This window comes from Prosthecobacter sp., from assembly GCF_049294395.1.
Classification (GTDB): Bacteria; Verrucomicrobiota; Verrucomicrobiia; order Verrucomicrobiales; family Verrucomicrobiaceae; genus Prosthecobacter.
The window spans coordinates 1-15184 of record NZ_JBAQCR010000108.1; the positions used below are offsets into that span (position 1 = coordinate 1).

The following is a 15184-nucleotide window of genomic DNA, read 5'->3' on the forward strand; positions in this document are numbered from 1 at the left end:
CTAGTGGTGCCGTCTGTTTCTGCAACTGGGTGACTTTCAAAAATCACTCGTTCTATTTCTTCTAAAAGCCTGTCGGTCATTCCTTCAGCAGAACAGAGTTCATCAACAAATTGTTGAGAAAGATAGCGTGCTCGGGCATATTCGCCAACTTCGTTCCGCGATGTCTCGTCAAGATTCCTTTTCACTTTTTCACCAGTGCCCCACGTTATTGTTATGGTGGAGCCTGCTAAATGTTCGTTAGCGCGGTTCAAAAATGAGGCTGGAGCAAATGGGAATACCACGGCATCACAAGCAAGAGCTATCATATCGGCTAAGGCGGTTTTTCCCGAGCCCCGAGCGCCGATGATTGCTACAAGTCCTGGATTTAGTTCCAACTCAGGTGTAAGTGCCCATTGCGCATTTTGAATTTTCAGTGATGCGATTACCTGCGAAGATGAAGCTCCGAGTGGTACCGTCGGGCCTACAAAAGCTCTTCCGGATGGATCGATACAAGCCTGCCGCAAGGTATCAAATTCCAATGATCCTTTAATCCATGAATAACGATCAGCAGTTGGCACCCCTACGGTATCCATTTGGTGTGCATCGCATCCATGCATGCAAGGTTTTAACCCGCCAAACCTGACTTTGAGTTCCGCTACAGAAGTGCTGCGTTCTCCAAGCCAAAATTCTCTTTGGGCAGGGCTGCTCGCAAAAATAATATGAGCAAATGCTTCGATCTCTTGGCGAAGAATTGTGTCAGCCGGATCCCGAACTCCGGAGGTTCCGTCAGTTTCACTGCCTGCGACAGCAATCAATATGTTCTCTCTAGCCCATTTGCTTTGATTGTATGCTGTTCGCAATTGACTCAAATTTATTTTGAACTGCTCAGCCCCAGTGCGAAGTATCGCCATTCCCGTTTTTGTATCATCAAAGCGTTTTCCAAGTCGTATTAAATCCTCTTTTGTACAATCAAAAGTGTCGCTGAATGCTTCGAATGTCAGGCGGCCAAGAAAGCGTGTCAATTCTGTCAAATGTTGCGGATCCTCGGGACTGACAAGTAAATGAATATTAACTTGCCGACCGCGCTGAGTTGCGATGTCAAGTCTTAGCTCAATATTTGGGAAAATGAGGTCGCAATTAGGAAGTCTGCCTGAGTCTTTTGCACTCCGGACTTTTTCATAGCTATCTGTAAGGTAGTAATCAGTAACTCCAATTGCCCTGATTGGAGGGGAAGCGTCTTCCAGCTTTGTAAGATAATCCTCGAACTTATCAACACCTCCAAATTGATCGTTAAATATAGTTCCGGGAGCATGAATGTGCGGTTCCCAACGATACCAGCGTGCACCTGAGTTTAATTTGGACATGGCTTATTACGTGGTAGTTCAATTGGTTGGAATTCTACCTAGTTCGAACTCGATATTTATTACACTCTTTTAAGCATCGCAGCAGTGGGATGAGGGCAGCGTGTAATTGATTGACAAAATTCCCCTCATCACGTTCTCACCTCGGCCTACCCACGACAATCCCCGCATGGCTCTTCACTGAGTTCAAATACTCATGGATCGTTTTGTCCACGACGACCTTCTTATACGTCGCCGAGGCGTGCATGAAGTGACAGGCCCCGTCACCCGTCCGTAGCGCCAGCCCCACGTGCGAGCAGTACACATGTGCACGGTTCGTCACGATGCCAATGATGTCGCCGCTTTGAATGCGCGACTCACACGCCGCCACCTGGTCTTTCGGAATGAAATCAAACGGCACCTTCTCCAGCCTCGCCTCCAGCTGCCTCAGCTGCGGCACCAGCGCCGGATTCGCCCGCAGATAGCGGTACAGCTTCGGATTCAGCGACATCTCATCATTGCCACGTCCCGTCAGCCTCACCACCGGCCCCACCTCACGCGTCACTGTGCGAATGTTCCCCCGCGCCGCGTTGTCCGTGTACCACTCATCCAGGTAATGAATCCGGTCCAGGTAGTTCCCACGGCACACACCCCCGCGATACCGCGTCCACTCAATCTCCCTGAGCAGATCGCTCGGCGCATACGCACGCTGCCTCTTCCCAATCATCCGCGCCAGCCCCAGTGAAATCTCAAAAAACGTCCAGCAGTCCAGCCCCGTAAAATTCGCCGAAGGCGACTCAATCCGGTCGTCAATCTCCAGCGTCCAGCCCACATATTTGATGCCCCGCAGCGCCTGCCCGAACTGCGCCACACGCGCCCCTATCGGCAGCGCCGCCCAGTCACCCGCCACGGCCTGCGCCACCACCTGCTGAAATTTATCCACCCCTTTGAAAGTCACCGACTGCGGCAGAAACTCCGCAGCGCGGAGCAGGGGAGAAGCCCCTCCACTCAGAAGGCTCAAAGACAAAAAGTGGCGGCGTGTCAGCATGCCACATCAATACAGATTTTCCGCCATTCCCAAAGCATCTTCTCCCGCAGCACACGCATTCAGCCACTGCGCCTCCGGCACCAGACCAAACTGCTTCGGCACCAGACGGCACAGCTCCACCAGCTGCCGGTCCAGCTCCCGCGCAAACGACTCAATCGCCTGCGCATACCGCCTCCGCCGCAGCGGTTGCTCCGCCGCCTGCAGGCAGGATTGCAGATGCGTCTCCTGCATGAACGGCTCCAGGCCATAGCCCACCATCGTGATCGCACGGTCCGTGCTCGTATCAATGAGCAGCATCACCAGATGATTCGCCCCCCCCTTGTCCACCGCACTCGACAGACTGCCACGGTTGAACAACCAGAACGCATACGGCAGCAGTGGCGCCTGCGCCGGCACATCCATCAGCACCACCGCGATGCTCAACTGCGGAAACCGCCGCTCCACCTCCCCGATCACATGGGCCGCACGCCTCAGCGAAAACGCCCCCAGCACCCCCGTCATGTCCGCAATCGGACGCTGCAACGCCGGAGCAATCCCAAACGCCCGGTCCGCCGCCTCCAGCGAAAACCCGCACTGCCCGCAGGCAGCATCAGTTTCAATCGCAGGAGCTCGGCAGGCAGGACAACGCACAACTCAAATGTACATCACCCCACCACCCCCGCGCAACGACCATTAAAAACCATCTCACCTCACGATCCATAGAAACAAACCCGCTCTCTCCAAAAGGATGTCTCCCGAAGCCATCAATCCAAATCATTTGACCCTCCAACATTCTACCAATCCGTCACTCCTCCCATCCGGACCAAACTCTCGCATAACAATCTCATTCCACACACACGGCATAAACCCCGAATCCCATCACCAGCTCATTCCTTCGTACTCCGTCTCCGCAGCACCCACCGCATGATCCCCCGCGGCATCAGCCGAAACACCCGCCCCGCAATCGCAACACCCACACCCGGAAACACACACGCCCGCCCCGCCTGAAGCGCCCCCAGCGCCTCACGCACCACCTGCGCAGGCGGAATCCGCAGCAAAGCCTGCCCATCCCGGTTCGTGTCACTCCCGTCCGACCGCTTCGCCGTCTGACTGAAATTCGTCGGCGTCGGTCCCGGGCACACACAGCTCACCGTGATCCCCTTCGGCGCCAGCTCGATCGCCAGCGCCTCCGAAAAACTCGTCACAAACGCCTTGCTCGCCGCATACACCGCCAGGTCCGGCATCGGCAGCGTGCTCGCCAGCGAGCTCACATTTAAAATCCCCCCCGGCGTCTCCATCAGCGGCAGCAGCGCATGCGTCAGCATCGTCAGCGCCGTAATATTGAGCTCGATCTGCGTCCGCGTCTTCTCCGCCGAAGAACTCGCAAAGCTCCCATAATCACCCATCCCGGCATTATTGATAAGCAGGTTCGGTTTCACCCCATTCGCCGCCAGAAACGCGCACACATCACTCCGACCCGCCTCCGTTGCCAGATCCGACACACAGCACAGCACTTTTGTCCGCGTCCCCGACAGCTCCATTTTCACCTTTTCCAGCGCCTCAGCCCGTCGCGCCACCAGCACCAGCACCTCCGCCCCCGGAGCCAGCTGCCGAGCAAACTCAGCCCCCAGTCCGGAAGAAGCTCCCGTAATTACGGCACGGCACTGTTCGAGGGGAAATCCATGGGGCATGGATCAAGGAGTAGCCAGCAGAGGTGCTCCCATCAACTCGCATTCCTTTGAAAGGGAGAACGCGGCGGCTCTTTGCCAAGCGCCCCGGTTGCGATGGAAAGGGCTTAAGACAGAAGCAACCCAACTGCTAAATCCAGATTTAGCATCTGAATCGCGGTTAAAAATTGGGCAAAGCAATGCTTATATTAATTTACAGTAATTATAAGTAATGCTAAATTTACACAAACAAAATGACAAAAGTCACCGTCCATCGCGCTGAAAAGGGGCTGCTTGCGAAGCACAACACGCAAGGAGGGGCAGCATGTACTCGATAGTCGGCCGCAAGAATTCGGAGCTGGCGGCAGTCGAGGAGGAGCGTACCGCGCGACTTTACCGCATTTCCCAGCGCCGCAATCACATCCTGACGGACCGCCTGTTTGCCAAGCTGATGGTGATGCAGTGGCTGGGCGGGATCGTCATCGCCATGTGGATTTCCCCCATGGCATGGAGTGGGTCCAAGATTCAGCCTCTGTGGCATGTCTGGGCGGCGATTTGTTTAGGTGGCGCGATCAGTGCTGCCCCTGTGCTGCTGGCTTGGCGGCGACCGGGGAGGGTGGTCACGCGCCATGTCATCGCGGTGGCGCAGATTCTGACCTCGGCGCTCCTGATCCATCTCACAGGCGGTCGCTTTGAGACTCACTTCCACATCTTTGGATCGCTGACCTTTCTCGCGTTTTATCGGGACTGGCGAGTGCTGGTGACGGCCACCCTCGTGGTGGTGGTGGACCATGTGGTGCGTGGGACGATGTGGCCGCAGTCCATCTTTGGCGTGGTGGATGCCGGCCAGTGGCGGTGGCTGGAGTACGTCGGGTGGGTGATGATTGAAGATGTCTTCCTGATGATCTCGATTCAGCAAAACCTGACCGAGACCTTGGAAGTGGCCAAACGACGCAGCAGGCTGGAGAGCATCAATGCGCAGATCGAAAACCAGGTTATCGAACGTACGGCGGAACTGACCGAGGCGCACAAGCAGCTGCTCAAGACATCGCGTCAGGCAGGCATGGCCGAAGTGGCGACGAATGTGCTGCACAATGTGGGCAACGTGCTCAACAGCGTGAATGTGTCTGCGGAGACGGTGGCCGGAAAAATACGGCACTTCAGGATCTCCAGTTTGAAAAATGTGGCCCAGCTGCTGCGTGAGCATGAGCACCACCTCCCGTTTTTTCTCACGCAGGACTCCCGTGGCAGAGAACTGCCCGGCTATCTGGTGCAGCTGGCGGACAATCTTGCTGAACCTCAGAAAGCGATCCTGGACGAGGTGCGGCATCTGCAAAACAACATCGAGCACATCAAGCAGATCGTCTCCATGCAGCAGAACCACGCACGCGTGGCGGGTGTCCTTGAAACACTCGACGTGGTGGAAATCATCGAAGACGCCATCAATATGACAAGCACCAGTCTTTCGCGTCACGGAGTTTCCCTGGTGCGTGAGTTTGAGGAGGTGCCGCCCGTCGTGGTGGACCGGCACAAAATGATGCCGATTTTGGTAAATCTGCTGAGCAATGCCACGCAGGCGCTCGCTCAGCAGGAAAATGCCAAAGAGATGAAGGTGCGAGTCGCGCTGAGTGGTGAAGACACCGTCCAGATCAAGGTCATCGACAATGGTGGTGGCATAGCGCCGGAAAACTTGACGCGGATTTTTCAACACGGATTCACCACCAAGAAAGACGGCCACGGATTCGGCCTGCACAGCGGCGCGCTGGCGGCCCGTGAAATGGGCGGAAAGCTCACGGCCGAGAGCGACGGCGTCGGCTGCGGCGCTGTTTTCACCCTGGAACTTCCCCTGTTGCCCTTAACCAAACAATATGATGAAAAAAACGACCGATAATCTCAACCGCCGAATTCTTGTCATCGATGACAACCTGGCCATCCATGACGATTTTCGGAAAATCCTAGGCGAGTCTGATTCTGAAGACGCCGCACTGCAGGCGGCCGAGGCCCGGATTTTTGGCGCTCCTGCGGCCATGCTCTTTGAGATCGACACCGCCTCGCAGGGAGAGGAAGGCCTGAAAATGGTGGAGAAGGCGCTGGCTGAGGGCCGCCCGTATGCCATGGCATTTGTGGATGTGCGCATGCCTCCCGGCTGGGACGGCATCGAAACCACGCAACGGATCTGGAAGGTCTGCCCGGATCTGCAGGTGGTGATCTGCACGGCGTTTTCGGATTGCTCATGGAATGACATGCAGGACCAGATCAATCCCCAGGACCGGCTGCTGGTGCTGAAGAAGCCTTTTGATACCATCGAGATCCTGCAAATGGCCAATGCGCTGACGCAGAAATGGCTGCGACTGCAGGAATCGAAGGTCGAGTTTGGCGATCTTCACCACATGGTGAGTGAACGCACCCGCGAGCTGGAGGAGTCACAAGCCGCAGCCGTCAGCATGATGGCGGATGCCGTGCGCCATCGTGAAAAAGCGGAGCAGGCCTACGAGGAGCTGAAACGCGAGATGGCTGAGCGGCGCATGCTTGAGGAAAAATTCCGCGAGCAGGCCTCCCTCCTCGACAAAGCGCAGGACGCCATCCTTGCGCATGATTTGGAACAACGCATCACTTACTGGAACAAGGGTGCCGAGCGGCTGTATGGCTGGAGCGCGCAGGAGGTCGCTGGCCGTCCGCTGGCCCAGCTGCTCTACAAAGATCCGGAGGCGTTTTACCGCGCCAGCGAGCAGGTCATTCAGACCGGCGAATGGGTGGGGGAACTGCAACAGATCGGCAAAGACGGCCGCGGTTTGGTGATCGTCGGTCACTGGACTCTTGTGCGCGATGCCGCAGGTCAGCCCAAGTCCGTGCTCGCCATCAACACCGACATCACCGGACGCAAAAAGACGGATGAAGCCCTGAAGATGCAGGGCCGGGTGCTGGAAAGCATGGCCGAAGGTGTGACCGTCTGCGATGAAGACGGGATCATTGTTTTCAGCAATGACTCCTGCAACACCATGTTTGGCTACAAGAGCGGAGAGCTGATCGGTCAGCACTACTCAGTGATCAAAAGCCTGCCGCATGATGAAGGCCGGCGTGCCATGGATGAACTCTTCGGCGTCCTGCGTGAGAAGGGGGCCTGGATGGGGGAAATGAACTCCCGGAAAAAAGACGGCACTCCATTCATCACGCGCTCGCGCATCAGTGTGCTGGAAATGGATGGCGTGAGATCCTTCGTCGCCGTGGTGGAGGACATCACCGAGAAGAAAAACATGGAGGCGCAGTTCCTGCGCTCTCAGCGCATGGAAAGCGTGGGGCGGCTGTCCAGCGGCATCGCCCATGACATGAACAACATCCTGACGCCCATCTTCATCTCCTCCTTCATGCTGCGCCGCAAGCTGCCGCCGGAGGACTTTGAAAAAATGCTCGGCAACATTGAAACCAACGCCCAGCGCGGCGCGGATCTCATCAAGCAGCTGCTCACGGTGAACTGTGACATGAGCGGTCAGCGCCACGTGGTGGAGACCAGCCAGCTTGCCTCGGACATGATGAAGATCATGTCAGGCACCTTCCCCAAAAACATCACCCTTTCGGCCAGCACGCCCGAAGACGTCTGGCCAGTGATTGGAGATCCGACCCAGCTCCATCAGGTGCTGCTCAATCTCTGCGTCAACGCGCGTGACGCCATGCCCGCGGGCGGTGTCCTGACGCTCACCACGGAAAACACCCGGCTTGATGAAAACTTCGCCGCCATGAACGTGGACGCCATGCCCGGCCCCTATGTGGTGATCCGCGTTTCCGACACTGGAGATGGCATCCCGGCCGATGTCATTGACAAGATCTTTGATCCCTTCTTCACCACTAAAGAAACCGGCAAAGGCACCGGGCTGGGACTTTCCACCGTGATGGGCATCGTCAAAAGCCACCAGGGATTCGTCAATCTGCGCAGCCGTGTGGCAATGGGCAGTGTGTTTGAGATCTACCTGCCTGCCGCCCCGGATGCGGTGGCTGCCAGCAGCGCCGCCCCCGCCATGCAGGCCCCACGCGGCCAGGGAGAGCTGATTCTCGTCGTGGATGATGAAGAGGTCATCCGTGAAGTCGTGCAGAAGACCCTGTGCGCGCATGGTTACCGTGTCATCACCGCAGGAGACGGCACGGAAGCCATCGCCCAGTTCTCCCAGAACCGCGGAGAGGTCAAAGCCGTGCTCACCGACATCATGATGCCCTTCATGGATGGCGTCACTCTGTCGCGCACTTTGAAAAAGATGGACCCCACCATCCAGATCATCGCCACCAGCGGCATGGGCAGCGCCAAAGGCCGTCAGGACAAGGCCGCCGCGCTGGCGTCGCTCCAGATCAACACCTTCTTGAACAAGCCCTACTCGGCCAACGAAATCCTCACCGCCATCGGCGACCTGCTCGCGTCCGACCGTTCATCCCATGCGTGTTCGGAGCTCGGGCTGGTGGCCTGAGTTTTGAGAGAGGAAAGCCTGAAGATTGACCACGGAACACACGGAATACACGGAAGCCAGAATCTGGTTCCCGTGTCTTCCATGGTTGATCCCATCTGATTTACTCTGCGGCCATCTCATCCTGACGGAATGCAAATCCGTGTTTTCCAGTCTCCCTATTGAGGCTAAGAGTGCGCTGCATGACCCTCAATCAGCTTTCCCAGCAGACGCCTTTCACCACCAAGGACGGCAGCACCATTCGCAGCATCCTGGACCGCACCAACGCGCCGGTACAGAACCAAAGCCTCGCCGAGGCCACCGTTCCCGTGGGTCAGCCGACCGACCGCCACTACCACAAGCTCAGCGAAGAATTCTACTTCATCCTCGAAGGGCAGGGGACCATGGAGATCGACGGCGAAACCCGCGAGGTGGGTCCCGGAGATGCCATGCTCATTCCACCCAACGCGTGGCATCAGATCACGGCTTCACAGACACTGCGCTTCCTCTGCTGCTGTGCGCCTCCCTATTCGCATGAGGACGTGTTTTTCAAGTAAGGCTGACAACAAATTCAAAAAATCAAGTCGACCTTGTCCGTGATGAGTGGTTGTGAGGAATCCGGCACAGGAAAGCCATATGGAAGTGCTTTGGACAGGGCAAGCGACGTCATTGCAAGCACCTTGATCTTCTGAACAAGGCCGTGAACTTCGAACCTCATGGAACGGTGCCCGCATTGTCGCCAGAAGCGAAGGCGGAGATGAAGACCAGTGGATCAGCAGCCCAGGTGAGAGAAGATGACATGCAGAGAGAGCCGAAGAGGATTGAGAGAGTGTGCTTCATGGTGGGAGGTTCTATTTGCCAGTCAGCAGGAAGGCGAGCAGGTCGCGGAAGTCGTGGACGGTCATGGTGTTCTCCAAGCCGAAGAGCATCATCGAGAGGGGCGATGTGGTGTGACGTGTGATCTGAGCGGTGGGGATGCGTTGGCGGCCAGTGCCGAGGGCGTTGATCAGAGGGGAGCCATCGAGGCCAATGTGAACGAGCACGCCGGAGTAGGTGGTGCCGGACTTTGTTTCGACGATGTGATGCTCGTATTGCGGTGCGACTTCGCGTGAGGGATCGAGGATGGCTTCGATGAGTTTGGCGCGATCAAATGAGCGGGCGACGTTTGTCAGCTCCGGGCCGATGCTTGTGCCGCGTCCCTCTGCTTGATGACACATCGTGCAGCCAGTTTGCACGCTGTGGAACACGCGGCGGCCGGACTCGGCATCACCACCCACGGCCACAGCTTTGCGCCAGTCGGCGGGAGTGGCAGGACGCTTGGCTGCACTGGACGTGAGCGCAAACTGAAGCTGCTCGGCCAAGGCTGAAGATGTGTCGCTCAAAGAGGCGAGCTTGTCTTGCAATGCCATGCGCACTGGGGCTTCGCTCATCGCGAGACGCAGGGCGCGCGCGGTCTCCAACTGCACATGTGGTTCGCTGTCATTGAGCAATTCGGTCAGCGCGGGGAGTTGCGTCGCATCGCGTCGGGCGAGTGAGAGGATCGCATCGGCTCGCAGTGAGGACGTGAGTTTGGTGTCGAGTGCGAGCGACTTCAGCACACCTGGCACGTCGGCATGAGGACAGGCGGCGAGAGTGCGGATGGCTTCTTGTCGGAGTTTCGTGTCGCCGTTGCGTGCGAAGTGCAGCAGGCGCTCGGCGGTCTTCGCGTCGGTCAAAGTGGAGACGGTCGCTGCGGCCATCGCGTGAAGCGCGGCGGGTTGCTTGTCATCATAGAGAATGCTGGCGAGCAATTGCTGCCGCACGGGCACCGGGGGCTTGGTGAGCGCTGCTCTTGAGGCAGGCACCGAAGCGTCCGTGGCGAGCATTTCGGCGGAGGCGAGGTAAGCCTGGAACAAGGTCGGAGTCGGTTCCTGTGCGACGGCGCGGCTGAGATCATTTGCGAGCGCTTTGATGCCATCTTCACCTGCCCACCAGAGCGCGAGAAAACGCACACGCTCGTCTGGGTCGGACAAATGCTTGCGGATCAGCGGCACCGGATCTGCAACCTGACCACGCCACAGCGCGGACAATGCGCCGAGCCGCACGGCGGCATCCGCATCATCCGCAGCCTTCAATGCTGCATCGCGGTAGGCGGGCTTGGCCAGCGAAGTGATCGCGGCGGAGCGGATGAAGGGATCGGCATCAGTGAGCGCGGATTTGAGTTCATCAATCTGCTTCGGCGAATCAGCGGCGAGCAATCGTTGGAAGCGCAGCGCGGCGGCATTTGTCTCGGCGAGTGGCTGCTCGTGAGTTGGCGGCTCCACTTTCACACCCTTCTTCTCCGCGAGCCGCCAGATGCGGCCCTTGCCATGAACGGGATACGAGGTGCGGTCGGCCCAGTCGGTGACGTAGAGCGAGCCATCCGGCGCGGCGGCGAAATCCACGGGACAGAAGGCTTCGTTAAACTTCTTCTCGCCCACAACGAGATTTTCCTTCGTCGCGCTGAACGATCCGCCCAGCGGCTTCAGACGATACAGTTCGATGGTGGCATCGCCCCATGAAGCGACGAGCAGTGATCCCGCGTAGCCGGCTGGAAGCGCAAGTCGGTCGGTGGAAATGACACCGCAGGGCGCCTCGCCCGTGCCTTTGAGCATCGGCAGCGTGCCGGGTAGTTCTCCATCCCAACCATTAAAAACATGCGTGTCATCGTAGCGGCGCTTGTAGCCATAGTCGCCGCCGGGCACGACGTGAAGCAGGCGGCAGGGCGGACGACCGCCAGGATCGTTGTCCACGCAGAAGAGACGACCCGCGCGATCCAGCTCGAGACCGAAGGGATTCCAGAAACCGGTGGCGACCTCCTGCAACTCGCGCCCGTCAGCACGGCAGCGAAAGACTTTTCCGCCACGTCCAGGACCGGCGTGAACCTCGCTGCCGTCCGTTCCGCGCAGCGTGTATTCGGCGCTGAAGTTTTCGCCAATGCCGAGATAAAGCCAGCCATTGCGGCTAAAGACAATGCCGTTCAATCCATTGTGCGGATAATCCGTAGTGGTCACCAGCTCCACGATTTTAGTGCTCCGCTCGGAGACACCATCGCCATCCGCATCGTGCAGCAGCACCACGCCGCTGCGGTGAACGAGGTAAAGCTCATCTGCTGGAGAAAGCACAAGATTCATGGCGGTCTTGAAGCCTTCCGCGAACACCTTCGGCGTGTCGGGAATGCCGTCGCCATTCGTGTCGAGAAACACCTTCACGCGATCCGTCTCCGGCCCCTTGTAATCGGCGGGGCGATGATGCGTGTGCGACTCGACAACGAAGAGTCGATTGCGCTTGTCGATCGCGATGCCGATGGGCGTGACGATCTGTGGCTCGGATGCAATGAGCGTGAACTCGAGCTGCGGATCGCTCGACTTCGGCATAGCAATCTTCGCGTCAGGTGTGGCGGCGAAGCTCGACAAGCAGAGACCGAGAAGAATTGCGAGGCAGGAACGGAAGGGTTTCATGAAGTAAATGAGGAGGATGGAGTTCAGTAAGTCGCGCGACCGCCGGAGAGATCGAACACAGCGGCGGTAGTGAAGGAGCAGTCTTCGGAGCAAAGCCAGGCGACGAGAGCGGCGGCTTCTTCTTTTTTACCGAAGCGGCCCATGGGGATCTTCGAGAGCATGTAATCAATGTGCGACTGCTGCATTTGCAGGAGGATGTCCGTGGCGATGACGGCGGGCGTGACGGCGTTGACGGTGATGTTGGAGGTGGCGAGTTCCTTGCCGAGTGACTTCGTGAGCGCGATGACAGCGGCCTTCGAGGCGCTGTAATGAGCGGCGTTGGGATTGCCCTCCTTGCCAGAGATGGAGGCGATGTTGACGATGCGTCCGTAACCGTTCTTGAGCAGATGCGGGACGACGCTGTGGCAGCAGTAAAATGGGCCATTGAGATTGATGTCCATCACGCGCCGCCAGTCAGCGGGATCGAGTTCCCAGGTCTTGGCATTGCCGCCGGTGATGCCGGCGTTGTTGACGAGGATGTCGAGTTTTCCAAAGGCCTTCATCGTGGCCTCAGTGGCGGCTTGGACGGAGGCAAGGTCGGCGAGATCCACGGTGGCTGTATGCACGGTGTCAGGCGTGCCCATTTCAGCGGAAGCCAGCGCGAGCGCTGCCGCATCCACATCCCAAAGCGAGACACGAGCGCCAGAAGCGAGGAGACGTTCGGCGATGGCGCGGCCAATGCCACGCGCCCCCCCGGTGATGATGGCGTTGCGGTTATTGAGATCGATTTGGTTCATGTTTCGGATTTTGGATTTTAAAGACGGCCCATCTGGCAGACGGTAAGGCCGCCATCGATGACGATGATCTCGCCGGTGATGTAGCTGGCGGCGGGGGAGCAGAGGAATATCACCGCACCGGCGCAGTCCTCGGCTTTGCCGACGTGGCCGAGCAGGATTTTCTTCTCGTAGTGCTTGAGCAGATCATCGTTGCGCGACTCCATCCACACGGAGGTCAGAGGTGTCTTGATGAGGCCGGGCGCGATGCCGTTCACGCGGATGCCGTGCGGCGCGAGCGAGACGGCGAGCGATTTGGTGAGCATCACGAGGCCACCCTTGCTCACGTCGTAGGCCACACTGTCGGACTCGGCTTGGAAGCCATTCGTGGAAGACATGATGACGATGCTGCCACCGCGTTTTTCACGCACCAGATGCTGCGCGAATGCCTGTGCGGTGAAGAACATCGTGCGCAGATTCAGGTTTATCGTTTTGTCCCACAGCTCCCCGGTCATCTCCAGAAACGGCACATCGAAGAAGCTGCCAGCATTGCAGACGAGCGTGTCCAGCCCCGGCTCGGCGGCGATGGCGCGCTCAATGAGTTTTCCCGGCGCACCTGAGTCACATAGGTCGCAGGCGACATAGGAAACATCGGCCGGCAGGTCGCTGGGCCGCGCCTGCCGACCGTGCGCTACCACACGCGCGCCTGCTTCATGCAAGCCGAGTGCGATGGCGAGCCCGATGCCTTGCGAGGAGCCTGTGACGAGAGCGGCGTGGCCGTTAAGAGAGAATGCTTTCATCATGAAGTTTCAAGAGGTTGCGGGTGTTGGTGTTGGCGATGCGTTGCACCACATCAGGCGGACTGGCTTTCAGCGCGGCGACCTCGGCCTTGTAGGTGCTGATCAGCCGAACGACCTGGCCGTTGATCTCGCCCGCGTAGCTGTAAAAAGGCGAATCGCTGCCCCACATGAACTTGTGCGGATACGCAGCGGCGAGGTCGGCGATGACGCGGCCTGGGTTGGTGAAGTCGGAGTCAAACCGCCGCGCTTTCGGCGCGATGTAAGGCAAGTCCTTCACTGCACCTTCGCAGTGGATGCAGTGTGCGGAGCAGTCGAACCAAGTGTTCGGCAGTGCATTCACGCGGTCGAGGCATTCCTTGTCGTAACGACACGAGTGCGCGAGGCAGAAGCGCAGGTGCGGATTCGCTTCGGCGATGTCGAGGATGTTGCTGGCCTGCGCCCAAATATCACTTTCCGCGACGCTGGAATGAATCAGGAACGGCAGATCCCACTCCGCTGCGAGTTCGAGGAAAACTTTACCGCGATCATTGAGGTGCTTGATGTTGGCTTGCAGGATCGTGGTTTGCAGCTTGATGCCGTAGAAGCGGTAGTCGGCGCGCAGTTTTCTCAATTCCTTCGCCTGCGCGGCCACGTTGCGCATGGGATCAACCATAACGAAAGGGAGCATGTGTTTCCCTTCCTCGGGGAACATCACGTTGATCTCCTTCAGCAGCCTCCGGTTCTCAAAGGCATACGGCACGTCATGCAGACGGCCTTTTTCGTCCTTGATCTTGTTGTCCATGAAGACGGTGACATCCAGCGCCAGATGACTGACGAATGGAAACACGATCCAGCGATCCACGCCAAGAGCGCGACCTTCATCGTGCATGGCGACGAGGTGCTGGGCATAGGGGAAGTCGCCGTGAAGATAAAAGAGCAGGTCGGTGCCGACATGGTTGTGGCAGTCAATGATCCTGGGTGGAGAGGTGGGTTGTTTTCAAAGCTCCGTCCACTGGCCGGGCACGGGTACCGGGTAGCGGCCTTTGTCATCGGACTTGATCGGCGGATCGCTCTCATGCGTGAGGTGGTCGATGCCAGGGAACCATTCGAACTTCGACGCGAGCGCTTCGTCCCACGTCACGGTGCGGCCCATGTGCATGGCGGCGCGGCCCATGATGGCGGCGAGATTCGAGTGCGCGGCGCGCTTCGCCTGGTTGAAGGGTTTGTTCGTGCGGATCGCTTCGAGGAAATCATTCCACTGATTCTGCCACACGGTGTTCTTCTCCTTCGGCGCGCGCCATTCAATGTTCTTCCGCGTGGTGTTCTGATCCTTGTAGATCTCCACATCGGCGGCATGCGTGTTGCCGGAGAACTGCGCGGCCTTTTTGCTGCCATGCACATAGGTGGCAAATTGGCTCTGAGTATTCGCGGTGTAGCGCACGGTGTGCATGGCGCGGGTGCCGTTGGGGAAGGTCCATTCAACATTGAAGGCATCGAGATTCTGGCTGCAATCCTGGCTGTTCGCAGCGCGTCCGCACACGCCCTGCGCGGAGACGGGCAGCGCATCGTGCAGCCAGCACAATTCATCAATCTGATGGATGTCCATCTCGGCCCAAAGGCCGCCGCAGACCCAGTAGAACTTCGTGAAGTTGCGCAACTGCCACTCCAACTCGCTCTTGTCCGCAGGCTTCGGCCTGAGCGCCCCTGTTGGACCCATGCGATAGGCGCGGG

Annotated in this window: 13 protein-coding genes; 3 read left to right on the forward strand and 10 right to left on the reverse strand. The window is 58.3% G+C overall.

Going from position 1 to position 15184, the window contains the following annotated elements:
- From WAW39_RS06725 to WAW39_RS06740, 4 genes are all read right to left on the reverse strand, one after another.
- The coding region (locus WAW39_RS06725; RefSeq protein ID WP_422317067.1) for an ATP-binding protein at window positions 1-1343 on the reverse strand (1343 nt) is incomplete at its 3' end.
- 136 nt (window positions 1344-1479) lie between these two features.
- On the reverse strand, window positions 1480-2367 hold the full coding sequence (locus WAW39_RS06730) for an N-acetylmuramoyl-L-alanine amidase-like domain-containing protein (protein WP_422317069.1): 888 nt from the start codon (window positions 2365-2367) through the stop codon (window positions 1480-1482).
- Between the two features lie 6 nt (window positions 2368-2373).
- A complete protein-coding gene (locus tag WAW39_RS06735) occupies window positions 2374-2997 on the reverse strand; it encodes a TPM domain-containing protein (protein WP_422317071.1) in 624 nt (207 codons plus the stop codon).
- A 236-nt stretch (window positions 2998-3233) separates the two neighbouring features.
- Complete coding sequence (locus WAW39_RS06740) at window positions 3234-4037, reverse strand: SDR family NAD(P)-dependent oxidoreductase (protein WP_422317074.1); 804 nt, start codon at window positions 4035-4037, stop codon at window positions 3234-3236.
- A 301-nt stretch (window positions 4038-4338) separates the two neighbouring features.
- Between WAW39_RS06740 and WAW39_RS06745 the strand changes: the two genes are divergently transcribed.
- The 3 genes from WAW39_RS06745 to WAW39_RS06755 all read left to right on the forward strand — a co-directional run bounded on the left by WAW39_RS06745 (window position 4339) and on the right by WAW39_RS06755 (window position 9000).
- On the forward strand, window positions 4339-5904 hold the full coding sequence (locus WAW39_RS06745; protein ID WP_422317076.1) for a sensor histidine kinase: 1566 nt from the start codon (window positions 4339-4341) through the stop codon (window positions 5902-5904).
- Window positions 5885-8467 (forward strand): PAS domain S-box protein, encoded by a 2583-nt coding sequence (locus tag WAW39_RS06750; protein ID WP_422317078.1) that lies wholly within the window; start codon window positions 5885-5887, stop codon window positions 8465-8467. Before WAW39_RS06745 ends, WAW39_RS06750 begins: the two co-directional genes overlap by 20 nt.
- A gap of 179 nt (window positions 8468-8646) precedes the next feature.
- Window positions 8647-9000, forward strand: a complete 354-nt coding sequence (locus tag WAW39_RS06755; RefSeq protein WP_422317080.1) for a cupin domain-containing protein — start codon at window positions 8647-8649, stop codon at window positions 8998-9000.
- Between the two features lie 157 nt (window positions 9001-9157).
- Here WAW39_RS06755 and WAW39_RS06760 read toward each other — a convergent pair whose 3' ends face one another.
- The 6 genes from WAW39_RS06760 to WAW39_RS06785 form a co-directional block, all read right to left on the reverse strand.
- Window positions 9158-9283, reverse strand: coding sequence for a hypothetical protein (locus tag WAW39_RS06760; protein ID WP_422317082.1), 126 nt, complete (start codon window positions 9281-9283; stop codon window positions 9158-9160).
- A gap of 11 nt (window positions 9284-9294) precedes the next feature.
- Complete coding sequence (locus tag WAW39_RS06765) at window positions 9295-11922, reverse strand: PVC-type heme-binding CxxCH protein (protein WP_422317084.1); 2628 nt, start codon at window positions 11920-11922, stop codon at window positions 9295-9297.
- A gap of 23 nt (window positions 11923-11945) precedes the next feature.
- The gene (locus WAW39_RS06770; protein WP_422317086.1) at window positions 11946-12698 is read right to left on the reverse strand and encodes an SDR family NAD(P)-dependent oxidoreductase; all 753 of its coding nucleotides are present in this window, start codon (window positions 12696-12698) and stop codon (window positions 11946-11948) included.
- Window positions 12699-12715: 17 nt separating this feature from the next.
- Window positions 12716-13477 (reverse strand): SDR family NAD(P)-dependent oxidoreductase, encoded by a 762-nt coding sequence (locus WAW39_RS06775; RefSeq protein WP_422317088.1) that lies wholly within the window; start codon window positions 13475-13477, stop codon window positions 12716-12718.
- The gene (locus tag WAW39_RS06780) at window positions 13455-14426 is read right to left on the reverse strand and encodes an amidohydrolase family protein (RefSeq protein WP_422317092.1); all 972 of its coding nucleotides are present in this window, start codon (window positions 14424-14426) and stop codon (window positions 13455-13457) included. Before WAW39_RS06780 ends, WAW39_RS06775 begins: the two co-directional genes overlap by 23 nt.
- Before the next feature lie 24 nt (window positions 14427-14450).
- The coding region (locus WAW39_RS06785) for a Gfo/Idh/MocA family protein (RefSeq protein WP_422317090.1) at window positions 14451-15184 on the reverse strand (734 nt) is incomplete at its 5' end.

Coding starts and splice junctions, on each gene's coding strand:
- WAW39_RS06730 (WP_422317069.1), bottom strand. CDS start 2,367: ATGCTGACACGCCGCCACTTTTTGTCTTTGAGCCTTCTGAGTGGAGGG.
- WAW39_RS06740 (WP_422317074.1), bottom strand. CDS start 4,037: ATGCCCCATGGATTTCCCCTCGAACAGTGCCGTGCCGTAATTACGGGA.
- WAW39_RS06745 (WP_422317076.1), top strand. CDS start 4,339: ATGTACTCGATAGTCGGCCGCAAGAATTCGGAGCTGGCGGCAGTCGAG.
- WAW39_RS06750 (WP_422317078.1), top strand. CDS start 5,885: ATGAAAAAAACGACCGATAATCTCAACCGCCGAATTCTTGTCATCGAT.
- WAW39_RS06755 (WP_422317080.1), top strand. CDS start 8,647: ATGACCCTCAATCAGCTTTCCCAGCAGACGCCTTTCACCACCAAGGAC.
- WAW39_RS06760 (WP_422317082.1), bottom strand. CDS start 9,283: ATGAAGCACACTCTCTCAATCCTCTTCGGCTCTCTCTGCATGTCATCT.
- WAW39_RS06765 (WP_422317084.1), bottom strand. CDS start 11,922: ATGAAACCCTTCCGTTCCTGCCTCGCAATTCTTCTCGGTCTCTGCTTG.
- WAW39_RS06770 (WP_422317086.1), bottom strand. CDS start 12,698: ATGAACCAAATCGATCTCAATAACCGCAACGCCATCATCACCGGGGGG.
- WAW39_RS06775 (WP_422317088.1), bottom strand. CDS start 13,477: ATGATGAAAGCATTCTCTCTTAACGGCCACGCCGCTCTCGTCACAGGC.